9 protein-coding genes and 1 pseudogene are annotated in these 12458 nt (G+C 65.6%); 3 read left to right on the top strand and 7 right to left on the bottom strand.

The genetic code is table 11. The annotated features are described in order from the left end of the window. Nucleotides 1–35: 35 nt before the first annotated feature. Together KDW55_RS25290 and KDW55_RS25285 are read left to right on the top strand one after the other, a co-directional pair. Nucleotides 36–992, top strand: a complete 957-nt coding sequence (locus KDW55_RS25290) for a DMT family transporter (RefSeq protein ID WP_212161359.1) — start codon at nucleotides 36–38, stop codon at nucleotides 990–992. A 122-nt stretch (nucleotides 993–1114) separates the two neighbouring features. Then, nucleotides 1115–1663 carry a permease gene (locus KDW55_RS25285; protein ID WP_212148059.1) on the top strand — a complete coding sequence of 183 codons (549 nt, stop codon included), beginning with the start codon at nucleotides 1115–1117 and terminating at the stop codon, nucleotides 1661–1663. 99 nt (nucleotides 1664–1762) lie between these two features. On the opposite strand, the gene KDW55_RS25280 is transcribed toward KDW55_RS25285, so the two are convergent. Beyond that, nucleotides 1763–1897 (bottom strand): entericidin A/B family lipoprotein, encoded by a 135-nt coding sequence (locus KDW55_RS25280; protein WP_006752948.1) that lies wholly within the window; start codon nucleotides 1895–1897, stop codon nucleotides 1763–1765. Nucleotides 1898–2135: 238 nt separating this feature from the next. On the opposite strand from KDW55_RS25280, the gene KDW55_RS25275 reads away from it, so the two are divergent. After that, complete coding sequence (locus KDW55_RS25275) at nucleotides 2136–3428, top strand: aspartate carbamoyltransferase (protein WP_040140358.1); 1293 nt, start codon at nucleotides 2136–2138, stop codon at nucleotides 3426–3428. Nucleotides 3429–3569: 141 nt separating this feature from the next. Here the strand turns inward: KDW55_RS25275 and KDW55_RS29525 are convergent. The 6 genes and pseudogenes from KDW55_RS29525 to KDW55_RS25250 form a co-directional block, all read right to left on the bottom strand. Further along, nucleotides 3570–3644 (bottom strand): annotated as a pseudogene (locus tag KDW55_RS29525) (VapC toxin family PIN domain ribonuclease); the annotation flags it as partial. 106 nt (nucleotides 3645–3750) lie between these two features. Further along, a complete protein-coding gene (gene tssJ, locus KDW55_RS25270; protein WP_226209412.1) occupies nucleotides 3751–4278 on the bottom strand; it encodes a type VI secretion system lipoprotein TssJ in 528 nt (175 codons plus the stop codon). Nucleotides 4279–4291: 13 nt separating this feature from the next. Further along, nucleotides 4292–5440: a type VI secretion system baseplate subunit TssG gene (gene tssG, locus KDW55_RS25265; protein ID WP_212161360.1), complete on the bottom strand. Its 1149-nt coding sequence runs from the start codon at nucleotides 5438–5440 to the stop codon at nucleotides 4292–4294. Continuing rightward, a complete protein-coding gene (gene tssF, locus KDW55_RS25260) occupies nucleotides 5437–7251 on the bottom strand; it encodes a type VI secretion system baseplate subunit TssF (RefSeq protein WP_212161361.1) in 1815 nt (604 codons plus the stop codon). Before tssF ends, tssG begins: the two co-directional genes overlap by 4 nt. A gap of 12 nt (nucleotides 7252–7263) precedes the next feature. Next, complete coding sequence (gene tssA, locus KDW55_RS25255) at nucleotides 7264–8853, bottom strand: type VI secretion system protein TssA (protein WP_212161362.1); 1590 nt, start codon at nucleotides 8851–8853, stop codon at nucleotides 7264–7266. Next, nucleotides 8850–12371, bottom strand: a complete 3522-nt coding sequence (locus KDW55_RS25250; protein ID WP_212161363.1) for an ImcF-related family protein — start codon at nucleotides 12369–12371, stop codon at nucleotides 8850–8852. The genes tssA and KDW55_RS25250 overlap by 4 nt, the downstream gene beginning before the upstream one ends. Nucleotides 12372–12458: the final 87 nt, after the last annotated feature.

The raw sequence follows: 12458 nt of genomic DNA, 5'->3' as shown, positions 1-12458 counted from the left end.
GACGCCCAACAGCGCCGCACGTGATGATGCGGCGCATGAAGACACGACTGATCGGCTATCTCTATCTCGCCGCCGCGATGGCGGGCGTCGGCAGCACCGTCATCGCAAGCCGCGTCGCGGCCGGCGGCCTGCCGCCGTTCGCGGCCACGGCGCTGCGCTTCCTGATCGCGACGCCATTGCTGCTTGCGCTGATGCGCGCGCAGCGCATGCGATGGCCGCGCATCTCCGCGCGCGATGCAGTGCTGCTGATCGTCCAGGCCACGGCCGGCGGCGTCGGCTATACGGTGCTGCTGATCAGCGGCACGAAACTGTCGTCGCCAGTCGAGGCGGGCGTGATGCTCGGCACGTTGCCCGCGATGTCGACGCTGATCGCGGCGGTCGTGCTGCGGGAGCGCCAGACGGCGCGCGACTGGAGCGCGGCCGCGCTCGCAACCGCCGGCGTGCTGTTCGTCACCTTCGCGCCCGGCCACGCGACGCCGTCGCTCCGCACGCTCGCCGGCGACGCGCTCGTACTGGGCGCCGTCGCATGCGAAGCCGTGTTCATCCTGCTGAACCGGCGGCTGTCGGCGCCGTTGCCGCCGCTCGCGCTGTCGACCGCAATGTCGGGCCTCGGCTTCGTGCTCGCGCTGGTGCCCGCCGTATTCGAATGGCGCGCGGTGGCAAATGGCTGGACGATCGGAGCCGTATCCGCGATCGCGTACTACGCGCTGGTCCCCACCGTGCTCGGCTATGTGTGCTGGTATGCGGGATCGGCTCGTACGAGCGGCACGGAAGCCGCACTGTTCACGGCGGTTGCGCCGGTTTCGGCCGTGCTGTTCGCGGTTGCACTGTTCGGCGAGACGCTGGGCGGCGCGCGGCTGCTCGGCATCGCGCTCGTCGTCGCAGGCATGTTGCTGGGCGCGGCGCAACGGCGGGTGCCACCGGCGCGCGGGACGAACGCACAATCGATCGCCCAGACCCGCTCAGCGATAACGCCGGCCGCTACCGACTGATGTGGACGAGCGACTGTAGGAATGTGTCCGCGCGCGCCAAAACCGTTGCGCACCGTCGTGCAAGATGCAATATTCGCGTGGCCGGGCCATTTGACCACCACCGAACAATAATTCGCATCGCCATGAACAAGAAGGAAGCCAAAACAAAAATTGCGGCGCTGCTGTCCGCGGGCGCGAGGAAAGCCGACGTGCTGGCCGAGCTGGGCGGACAGGGCCTCAAGGATCGCGTGCTCGCACACCTGATCGCCTCTCATGCGGACCCGGAGTTGTGCAGGAAAAACCAGCTGCACACCCGCATCCTCGTGGGCCTCGGCATCGCGCAACTGCTGATCAGCGTCGGACTGGCGTACCTGCTGTGGGCCGACACCCGCAGCAATGGCGCGGCGCTGCTGTTCGTCGCCGTCACGGTGCCGCTGTCGCTGCTGTTCATCTGGGGCTTCTCGACCCATCGCGTCGGCGCGTATCACGCGTTCATCATCCTGTCGCTGCTGCAATTGCCGAAGACGATTGCCGCGCTCGCGCACGAGCCCTCTTCCGCGGTGCCGAGCCTCGCGGTGACCGTCGTCCTCGTCGGCTACGTCTGGTTCGTGCGCAACCGGATGTTTCCGGATTTCGGCTGGTTCACGCCGCGCAAGGTCGACGGCCGTTACGCATTCGTCGAAACCGCCTGACGGCGTCAGCGCTCGCGGCGCCAGCGACAAAAAAGGCGCCGGCCCGCCCCGCAATCGCGGAACGGGCCGGCGCCTTCTGCATGTTGGAACCCCGGCGGCTTACTTGGCCTTTTCAGCCGTGTCGCTGATCGCCTGGCCGCCCTTCGAAATGTCCTGCCCCACGCCGGCAACGGTATTGCAACCGGCGAGCGCAGCGGTCACCACCAGCAGCACTGCAGCAATCGTACGCGTCATTCTCATTCTCCTTTCGAATCAACCAGCCCGACCGGGCGAATCGTGTGCGGCGTGGCGCCCTGCATCGCGCAGGACACGGGGCCTGACCTGATTATACGGAGACAGCTGCCGCGCGCCAGTAGTGGCGAACGCGGCATTGCACGCGCGCCCGCGCGCCGGGTGGCGCAGATTTCCCTTGACTTCGACGGGCCGCGAACTAATATACGCATCGCGTATATTTTCTATCAGGGTGCCGCCGATGACCGTTCCCCAGCAAGCCTTCCTGCGCGACGCGATGCGCCGCCTCAACATGACTCGCGAGGCGTTCGCGAGCCGCATTGGTGTCAGCCGTCGCGCGCTGGACACGTGGCTGCTCCCCGACGATTCGCAGGAATCGCGCGGAATGCCGGAGATCGTCGAGCGTTTCGTGTCGGAAATCGTCGAACGTTCGCCGGACGGCGCGGACTATACGCAAAGCGTAGACAAGCAGGGGCTCGCAAAGCAATTCCTGTTCGAAGGCAAGCCGCAGCTGATTTCGGTCGACCAGTTCTCGCGGGAGTCGGTCGAGGCGCTGTTCCGCGTCGCCGACGTGATGCAGCCGATCGCGCGCCGCCACAAGATTTCGCGCGTGCTCGAAGGCGCGGTGCTCGGCAATCTGTTTTTCGAGGCCAGCACGCGTACTCGCGTGTCATTCGGCGCGGCCTTCTGCCGGCTCGGCGGCTCGGTGTGCGACACGACCGGCTTCACGTTCTCGTCGATGGCCAAGGGCGAATCGATCTACGACACGAGTCGCGTGATGGCGGGCTACGTCGACGCGCTGGTGATCCGTCATCCGGAGAAAGGCTCGGTAGCCGAATTCGCGCGCGCAACCAACCTGCCGGTGATCAACGGCGGCGACGGCCCGGGCGAACACCCGAGCCAGGCGCTGCTCGATCTCTACACGATCCAGCGCGAATTCTCGCGGCTCGGCAAGATCGTCGACGGTGCGCACATCGCGCTCGTCGGCGACCTTAAATACGGCCGGACCGTGCACTCGCTCGTGAAGCTGCTCGCGCTGTACCGCGGGCTGAAGTTCACGCTGGTGTCGCCGCCGACGCTCGAAATGCCGGCATACATCATCGACCAGATCGCGACGAACGGCCATGTGATCGAGCAGACGAACGACCTCGCGACCGGGCTGCTCGGCGCGGATGTGGTGTACGCGACGCGGATCCAGAAGGAGCGCTTCACCGACGAGTCGTTCGAAGGCTATACGCCCGATTTCCAGATCAACCAGGCGCTCGTCGATTCCGTATGCAAGCCCGACACGCTGATCATGCACCCGCTGCCGCGCGACAGCCGGCCCGGCGCGAACGACCTGTCGGTCGATCTGAACCGCGATCCGCGCCTGGCGATCTTCCGGCAGACCGACAACGGCATTCCGGTGCGGATGGCAATCTTCGCGGTGCTGCTCGGCGTGGAGAATCTCGTCCAGCATTCGATGCGCGATGCAACGTGGCGCCCACCGGCGTACCTCGGCCCCGAGGACGCGGTGTTTCACGGCATCGACTGAGCTGCGTCCGGTGTCGCGCGCCTGAACGCGCGATTGCTTCGGCGCAACGCGCACCCGCATACGTCACGCAGTCAACGCGCCGGCTTGAACGGCGCGTTGTCATTTTCTGCGCCGGCAACGTTGCTGGCGGCTAGTCCGGCGTCAGCCGGCCCAAGGAGCAATCACACGCAGGCCCGCTGCGTCGAACCGCGCGACATCGCGCGTGGCCACGATCAGCGGCAGCGCCCGCACCGCTGCGTTGCGAATAAAGAAAGGTCGGGTTCAGGTCGCGCGGGAAACCATTCCGCGTCGGTATCGAATGCGAACCTTGGTCGAGGGGGCCTCACCGGGAGGTAGAGCGCATGCCATTCGGGACGATCAGCAACTGGTCGATCAGTTCGAGCTTTAACGGCTTGTCAGCGTCGAGCTTGTTTTTCTCGATCACGTATTTCCAGCCGTCGCCGTTGCCCGGGTTTCTGTAGAACGCGACGATCGCCACGTACTTCGTATCGGCCTGCATCGGCTGTGTGAGACTTGCGGACGCGCCCGGGTTCAACACGGAGGCCATGCTCGTTTGCAGATCCTGCGCGAGTACGGCCCGGTCGTTCTTCAGGAGATCGTCGTACGATGCGCCGTCAAACATCTTCCGGTCCTTGAGCTGGTATACGCGCACGGCGACCGACGTCGGCCGTCCGGCGTCGTCCGGATTCAGTGCTTCGCGGGCGGAAAGATCGACGTTGAGCACCTTCACCTGCTTGAAGAACACCGCGTGATACGTGCTTGACGAGGCGTCCGACACGGCCTGCCACGCGCCGCACGCTGACAGCAGCAAGGCGGATGCAACGGTTGAGATGGCGAAACGGATGGACATCGATATTCCCCGGTCAGGCATGTCGTGGAGTCAAATATGGATTGGGCTCGGGCGTGGGAAACGCCTCATAGACGCCGAGTGCGATGTTGATGATGCGTTCCTCGTCGGCGGGCAGTACGGTTGTCCAGCCAAGGCGCGGCGCCGGGGCCGTTGACGCCGCGCCGATGGCGGGTTCGGGCGCAAGTCGCGACGAGATTTCCATGCGCAACTGCACATCGGCTTTCGCGCCCACATACAACCGCAAAAACGCGATCAATTCGCGATGCAGCCATGCGCCGGGCAGGAGATCGTGGGCCTGGCCACCATCGGCCGGACGCAGCGTGACCCGCACCGCGCGGCTGCGATAGGCGAGCCGCCGGCCGAGTACGTAGCCGCCCCCGAGGCCCCGGCGCGCGCCGTCTTCCGAAGCAGCATGGCTCACGGTTGTCAGCGGCCGCGGCCGGCCGGCGCGCGTGGTTGCCGGAAAGAATTCGTCGACGCGCACTTCGACACCGGGCACGGCCAGCGCGATGACACCCGCGAGGCCCTCGGGCGTGCGCGTACGCTGGATCAGCAGCCCGAGCAGCGCGAGCATCCGCGAATCCGGCAGGCCGGCGCGCTGCGGCTTGTCGCCCCAGCCGAACCCGGCCAGGCATAACAGATTGCGCGAATGCGCGTCGGCACCGCCTGCGCGGAAGCTTTCGGGATAGCGGTACTTCTTCCACGCGCGATACAGCAGCGTGACGTACCGGTGATTGAACTGGTCGAGAAACGCTTCGACCGCCTCATGCCCTTCCTCGCGCAGCACGATCTCGTCGATCATGTGCGACGGCACCGCCGCGTCGACGCCGTACAAACCCATGAACGTCGTGCGTATGGTGGGCGGCGCATCCGGCCGTTCTTCGTCGAACTCGACCGACGCAATTTCGCCCGCCGGAAAGCCCATGCGAGGCCGTGGCCGGAAACGCACCCGTTCATGCTCGAGCGAGTCGCGCGTGCCGAAACCGGGGGTTCCCGGCAGCTGCGCCTCCTCGAGTAGCCGGCACAGCTGCATGAAGTTCATGCGGGGCGCGCGGGCGAGCAGCGATGCGACGAGCGGCTCGAGATTCGGAAGCTCGTCTCCTGCCACAAGGGCACTTCCTGCGGGGCGCAAGGCGACATCCTTCGAGGCGCGCGCACTCATAGCGGGGCTCGTTGTGCTTTGCTGCGTGGCCAGTTCGTGCGGGTCTGCGACGGCAGGCTCACGATCGACAGCCTGGTGAACAGGTTGATCTCCGCATACTGCGCGAAGAACCGGTGCAGCAGTTCGCCGAACAGCATCACGTCGCCCTCGCCCGCAAACGCATGCGAATCGAGCGTCACCTCGATCAGCACGCCGCGCTCGACCGAGCCGCCTGTCACCTCCTCGAGCAGTTCCTGCGAGACCCACAAGACGCCTGCGAGCCGCCGGCGGTTCAGCTCATCGTCGGTCCAGTCGTACAGTGCGAGAGCACCGCGCAGCACTTCTGCATTCATGAGCGACAGGAAGTTCGGTGCCAAATGCGACAGCACGCGCCACTGAAACCGGTCTTCCGTCGGCGGATACAGCGGCAAGGTCGGCGAGACGAGATTGCGTACGCCACTGACATTCGGCGTGCTGGCGGCCAGCTCGTCGAGACTCGCTTCACGCAGCCCCTTGCGTGGCAACAACCCGTTCGTACCCGTCACGCGCAGCGACAGGCTCTCTTCGGGCAGCGTGTCCATGGTCTCCCAGGCATGGCCGCCGAGGATTACCCACGTCTCATGCAAGCCCGACACGCCCGGTCGCACGCGCGTATGGAAATAGCGCTCCGGCGCCTCGTGCCGCAACATGCCACCGCGGTGCCGGAAGGTGGCGAACGGCACGTATTCATATCGCTCGGCCGTGTCGTGGTCGAATGTCGCAATGGCGTCGACCGAATAGGTTTCGACGTGCTCGCCCTGATGCCCTGCCGGCACCACGCGATATTCGGTTTCGTGATGGTCGATCACGATCGGTTCGGCATCCAGTTCGAACAGGTTGATCACCGGGCTGCAGAAGAGGCGCACGTTCTCGGCGCCGAAGCGCTGGTCCGACGGATACGCCTGCTTGAGCACGATTTCCAGCTCGAACCGGGTCGAGCTTTCGGGCAGCTTCGCGATGTCGACTCCGCACACGTCGACGAACAGGAATTTCTCGCGGAACGCGAAGTATTCGAGCAGCAGCTGGTAGCCCGAGAAGGCCGCTTCGGCCTTCGGCCATAACCGCTCTTCGGTCGAAAAGCCCGCCGGTTCGATCGTGACGCCGGCGAGCGCAACCGCTTCGCCGTCGCGGATTTCGGGAATGCGCCAGTTGATTGCATCGACCTGCCGAGTAAGCGCGAGATGCATCGCAAACGCGGTCGGCAGATCCGCATTCAGATGCAGACGCAGTCGCGACAGGTCCGTTTCCTTGCGGCGCGCCGACCCATCGAGTGCGAACCCGAGCCGAATCACCGAACGGCCATCATGGCGGACAGCCGGGCCCGCGTGCGTGATCGTAAGCGGTTGCAGCGTCACGGGCTGCGTGGTCCGGTACAGACACCGGACTGTCTTCGGTGTCGAGCCTTCGGCGCCGGCGGGCGGCGGTACCGCGATCGGCGCGGAGCGGACCGGTACGCCCGCCGGCACGATTTCGGTTTTCTGGAGCTTTTCCGCGAGCGGGATCAGCTCGACCACCGACAGCGACGGAATCATCCGCAGGTAGTGCGGCCACAAGAGGCTCACGAGCCCCTCGGTGAGTTCCGGCAGCTCGTCGTCGAGTTTCTGCCGAAGCCGGCCAGTCAGGAACGCAAAACCTTCGAACAGCCGCTCGACATACGGATCGCGATCGCCCACGCGATCGAGGTTCAGCAGGCGCGCGCGATCGGGATGCGCTTTCGCGAATTCCTTGCCGGATTCGCGCAGATAGCGCATTTCCGCTTCGTAGTAGCGCAGGATCGGATCGTCGTTTTTCATTGATCTTGGTTCTTATGAGAGGGTCAGCGCGCGCGCCGGATCGAGCACGGTCAATTCAGCCTGCAGTTCACCGATGCGACGGGCGAGCGCCGGCTTGTCGGCATCCTTGCGGCGGCTCTCGGCCTTCAGTGCCCGGACCAGCTGCTGCTTGACCTCGAAGACGAGCGCCGGCTCCCAGCGCATCAGCGGCAGTGACCGGGACGATGCGTCGAGTTCGACCAGCAGTGCGAGGGCCGTGTCCGGCCGGCCGGCATGGTCGGCCAAGCGCGCCATCACCAGCCGTTGCAGGTAGCGATGGCGATCGGTCCGCATGCCCGGCAACGCCTCAAGCCATCCGAATGCGGCTTCCACGCCTTGGCGCCCGGCCACTTCACGCGCCTGCGCTTCGATTTCCGGCCAATCGCCGCCGGCATCGCCAACACTCTCGGCCGAGACCGGCAGCGGTGCGACAGACTCGCCCGCCTCCAGATCGCGCACGACTGCGTGCCGCGCGATCCAATCGAGCGTTGCGTCATCCGCGAACGGCGTACCGTCGTTGTATGTCAGCCGTTCGATGCCCGGCAACCGTTCGAGGAACAGCGCGAAGTCCGCACGTAGCAGTTCGCGCCAGGTGTTATAGGGCGCGCCGACGTGATCGAGGGCGACGTGCTGGAAGTACTGCAGGTCGAACCACAGATGGTTGACGCCCTCCATGAACGCGCCTTCGACGCGCTCGAGCAGTTCGTGCCATTGCTTCTGCAACACGAGCCGTTTCATCTGCTGGCGCAGTTCGCCTCGGGGCGGCACGAGGCGCGTGCGGAAAGCAGCGTCTGCCGGCGGCACTTCGTGCAGCGTATCCCAGCGGACGCTGCGCACAAGCCGCACCGACGGCAGATAGCCGTTTTCCTCCTGGTCACGCAGCCACACCGCCATCGTGCGCGCCTGATCCAGCAGCTCCCGCGTCGATGTGATCGTGCTGGACGCAGCAGTCGCCGCTGAAGGCGACGAAGACATTGCCGCGCTCTGCGCTGCACTCAGAGCTGGTTCATCGTTTCGCTCGAAGCGCGAGACGAGCGGTTGCAGGTTAGGGCGCGCAGCATCGGGCCACGTCCCCGTGCGTGCGACGAGTACGTCGAGCGCGGCAAGTGCGCGTTCGAGATCCGTCGGCGCGAACGCGCCGCGGCTGTCCAGCAGCTCGATCATGCGGGTGGTCGCCAGCATCTCGAGTGCGCCCTTCCTCGCCTCGGCACGTGCGGGCAACACGGTTTCGCCGTAGCGGTCGACGAGCGCCGCGGCGAGTTCGAGCCCGTCGGCGAAGCCGGAAGGTCCGTCCTGCCGCAGCCGGGCGAACGCGTAGTATCCGGCCAGACGCAGATCCTTGCCGGTCTCCTTGAGCAACTGCTCACAGGAACGAACAATGAGGCCGTCGTCGATGCCGGAGAGCTTTTGCGTCTCCTCCCGAAGCTCGAAGAACGCGTCCTCGTAGCCCGGGTCGCGCCCCACGCCGGTATCGCCCGCAAGCGGCAGCAACCACGTGTTCCACGCGTCGAGTCGCGAGCGTGCGAGCTGCTCGGCGTCGTCACGGGCCGGAAAGAGGCTTTTGAACAGTCCGCCCAGCATCATTCGACCTCCGGCAACGTACCGCGCGGCAATGACATCGCGGCCTGTTTTGCTGCCGCGATTGCGGAAGCCGGCAACGGCGGCGGCTGGGAAGGCAGATTCGTGGCCGACAACTTCGGCCGCGCCTTCGCCGCACCTGTGACGAAGATCCGGGCAGGCAGCTTGAAGTGGCGCAGCTGGAGCACGTCCAGCGGCCCAGCACCCGCCTCGCTGCGCAATTGCACGCGCAGCGGCAGCCCCACACTCGTATCCGGCGTCCAGGTCACCAGATACCGCGCGCTGTCCTGCTGCGAAACCTTCGCGCGTTCCAGCAGGCGGATCAGGCCAAACCGGCCCTGCGAATCGAGCGCCGTGCGCAGTCCGCCCTGCTCGGTCTGCCATTCGATGTGCGACAGGTTCTCCAGCGACTGCCCGGGCCACTCGAACGGTGTCCACTCCTGCTTCTGGTTGAAATAATGCAACTCGCGCCCCGATAGTACAAACTTCATGTCCGTGACGCCCGGTGTCGGCACGGCCTGCAACTCGTATCGCACGTGCGCGTCCCCGGACGGGAATAGCACGGTCGAGACACGAGTCAGCTGGTTCAGGCTGGCGAGGAAACCTGGATCGATCGTCAGCGCGCCTTGGTCGCCGCCCTGCGCGGCCACCCACCGGTCACCCTGCCGCTCGACGACGCCGGCGAGTTGCGTGGTGACGAATTGCGCGATCACGCCGTTATCCGGCCGCATGAAGCGAGCCATCTCGGGCAGCGACGCGTCATTGTCGGAGTCGGCAAACGGATAGCGGCCGCCGAACGTCCTGCTCCAGTCCGCCACGATCGTGGTGCGCCACATCTCGTTCAGGCTCGATGCCGCCGGCTGCACGACAACCTGCCAGGTCTGGTCGAACGGTGCGCGGAACAGATCGCCAAACCCGGACCAGTGCTCGCCCAGGCTCGCGGCCAGACGGCTGGCGTAGTCGCGGCTCTCGGCCATGTCGGACGTCTTGCCTTGCAGGACCGATTGCGCTGCCTGACGCGCCATCGCGTCCGGATCTGCACCGGAAACGATCTGCGAGGCCTTCAGGCGCATGGCGGTGACCCGTTCCAGGTATCGCGCAAGGCTCAGATCACCGGTTGCGGCGAGCTGCGCGGCGGCCTTGCTGTTTGCTGGCGCGCCGGAGACCAGATCGCTGCCCGTCAGGCGCAGGATCGGCCCGAAAGCCGTGGCAAGCGGCGCAAGGTGCGGCTGAGCCTGCTTCGACGGATCCTTCTCGCTGCCGCCGACAAGTTGCTGCGCCTTGTTGATCAGGTTGTCGGCCAGCGACTGCGTATGCGCGCCCGTGCCGGCCTGATAGACGACAGCGTTCATCAGCGCGACGAGCGGCGAACGTTGCGGGTCGCCAAGCAGCGTGAGCTGGTCGGCGGTGGCGGACAGCGTCGGCGCCGGTTGCCAGCGCAGGCTGTTGAGGAGCAGCGCCCAAGCCCGACCGTAATCGTCGAAGTAGCGCTGGCGCAGCTGAGCCTTCAGCGTTGAGGATGCCGCCTGCGTCGCCTTGACGTCGGAGAGCACCCAGTCGCCGGCGACATTTTGCTGCTCGCTCGCTTCGTCGATCGCTTTCGAGATCCGCTCGTCCCATGCGGCGCGCGTGAACACGCCCGGCACGGTCGCCGTCGTATTGAAGAGGCCCCGGCTGGTCGTGTCGCCCAGCAGCGTCGCGAGCGAGACAGGCGGATACTTCGCCTTCGCGTCGTCGACGATCTGTTGATAGACCGCATCGGTCGAGTTCTGGATGCCGCGTACGCCGATTACCGTCTGGCGCGTCGAAGCCACGAGCCCGGGATCCGGCGTCATCGCCGGCAACCTTCCGCGGCTCAGATGGTCCGCGAAGAATGCGATCGTGTGCTGGCGCAGGTCTTCCCAGGCGCCCGACGTTAGCGGCGAGTTCGCAGGGCGCGTGGGCGCCGCCGTCGCGACAAGTTGCGGCGTCAGGAATGCGGCGAGCGCACGTTCGGGCCGCGCGAGCATCAGGTAAGCCTTCAGCGTGTCGTAGGCCGCCTGCACCTGCGCATGGCCGCCGCTGGCGATCTCGGCATCAGACAGGGAGGCAAGGTGGTGCAGGCGCTCCTCGAGCTTCTGGCGGATCGGCGCAACGAGGATATGGCTTGCCGCATTCGCGTAGCCCGGCCACAGCGCATCGAGCAGCGCGCTGTCTCGGTTCAGGCCGAAGCGCGTGTTCCACGGCGCGCCGTCGCGCTGATGAACTTCGAGCGTATCGATCTGCCGGTCGAGGCCATTGAGGGTTTGCAACGCCTGCGTGCGATCCTGCGCAGCGGACAGCTGCGCGATGGTATCAGTCGCGTTCCTGATCGCTGAACGGTTGGCGAATCCCGACAGCATCGTGCCGGCGATCCAGCAGCCAATCAGGGCGGTGGTGATCCATGCGGCTGTCGTCGACAGCGAGAAGCCGACGCGGCGGCCGTGGATTCTGCGGCTATGTTCGGCGACGGTTTGCCAGATTGTGCGATGTTGAGGTCCAACCGCCGGCTCGTCGTCGTTCGCGTCGGCGGGCCGCGGTGGCGCCAGCTCTCGTTCCAGTAATAGCGGTGCGAAAAGCAGCCCGTGCACCGCGTGCCGCATGACACGCGACTGAGCCGTTTGCAGCACCAGACCCAACAGTCCGCTACGAAGGTTCGAAATATGCTGCGACAGCTCGGCGGGGTAGCGATCGTCTGCATCCTTCGTCAGCCGCACGACACCGGTATCCGCCAGGTTGTAGGTCAGCTCTTGCAGAGATGTGTCGATCTGAATTGCGCTCACGCGCGCATTCGACCACGTGAAACCGATCGCCTCGTCGCGACTCGACGTTTCGCTGCCGAAATCGGTGACGTTAAGCAGATACGCGGGTGCGGCCCAGCGCAGTGCACGGGCATGGCGGGCGAGCCGCTGAGAGAGGTTATCGGCGTCGAACGGAGTATTGGCCGAGCTGCGGTTACGCGTCACGACAACGATCGCATCGATAGGGCGCCGACGGCGCAATCGGCGGATCTGGTCGAGCCAGTCGGTTTCGAGCGTGTTGCTCGTTTGTTGCGCGTAGAGCAGGACGGTGTCACCGGTGCTCGCGTAGCCGGTGTCGGCGAGGCCCGGCGCCAGGCGTTTCACCAGCGGCAGGTCACCGGCGATCAGCACCCAGCGATCCCGGTAGCGCCAGCGCCAGCCGTGGCGGTCACGAAGACAATTACGCAACGCCGCACCGCGCGAGTCACCAACCGGGGCATTGGCGTCGTCCGGCTCAGCTGATGAATTGATCTGTTTCGCGACCCAATACCGAATACGCCGCGCTGCCACGGCCGGGCGGGACGAAGCGTCGAAGCTGAACCACAGATAAAGCACAACGAAGACGATGCACAGCGCGACAATTCCCACTGCGCGCTGTTCGGCCGAGCGCAAACCGACCCAGTCACCTTTGAACCAGACGAGCAACCCGGGCAGGACGACCACAATAATGACGCTCAAAATGTCGATTCGGAACTTGCGAAGCATATGGAAATGGCGTTTATTCCCCATGCCCTTGGCACGGCGGCTTGATTTGAGGGGCAAACGGAGCAGAGCGAAGTGCCGCCTCGTTGG

This window comes from Burkholderia sp. AU19243 (assembly GCF_018148075.1).
Classification (GTDB): Bacteria; Pseudomonadota; Gammaproteobacteria; order Burkholderiales; family Burkholderiaceae; genus Burkholderia; species Burkholderia latens_A.
Note: the sequence above shows the minus strand (reverse complement) of the source record. Positions and strands in the feature narration are given on the sequence as shown.

What these genes read in the sequence shown, in the direction of transcription:
- KDW55_RS25290 (WP_212161359.1), top strand. Translation starts at nt 36, where the DNA reads ATGAAGACACGACTGATCGGCTATCTCTATCTCGCCGCCGCGATGGCG.
- KDW55_RS25285 (WP_212148059.1), top strand. Translation starts at nt 1,115, where the DNA reads ATGAACAAGAAGGAAGCCAAAACAAAAATTGCGGCGCTGCTGTCCGCG.
- KDW55_RS25280 (WP_006752948.1), bottom strand. Translation starts at nt 1,897, where the DNA reads ATGACGCGTACGATTGCTGCAGTGCTGCTGGTGGTGACCGCTGCGCTC.
- KDW55_RS25275 (WP_040140358.1), top strand. Translation starts at nt 2,136, where the DNA reads ATGACCGTTCCCCAGCAAGCCTTCCTGCGCGACGCGATGCGCCGCCTC.
- tssJ (WP_226209412.1), bottom strand. Translation starts at nt 4,278, where the DNA reads ATGTCCATCCGTTTCGCCATCTCAACCGTTGCATCCGCCTTGCTGCTG.
- tssG (WP_212161360.1), bottom strand. Translation starts at nt 5,440, where the DNA reads ATGAGTGCGCGCGCCTCGAAGGATGTCGCCTTGCGCCCCGCAGGAAGT.
- tssF (WP_212161361.1), bottom strand. Translation starts at nt 7,251, where the DNA reads ATGAAAAACGACGATCCGATCCTGCGCTACTACGAAGCGGAAATGCGC.
- tssA (WP_212161362.1), bottom strand. Translation starts at nt 8,853, where the DNA reads ATGATGCTGGGCGGACTGTTCAAAAGCCTCTTTCCGGCCCGTGACGAC.
- KDW55_RS25250 (WP_212161363.1), bottom strand. Translation starts at nt 12,371, where the DNA reads ATGCTTCGCAAGTTCCGAATCGACATTTTGAGCGTCATTATTGTGGTC.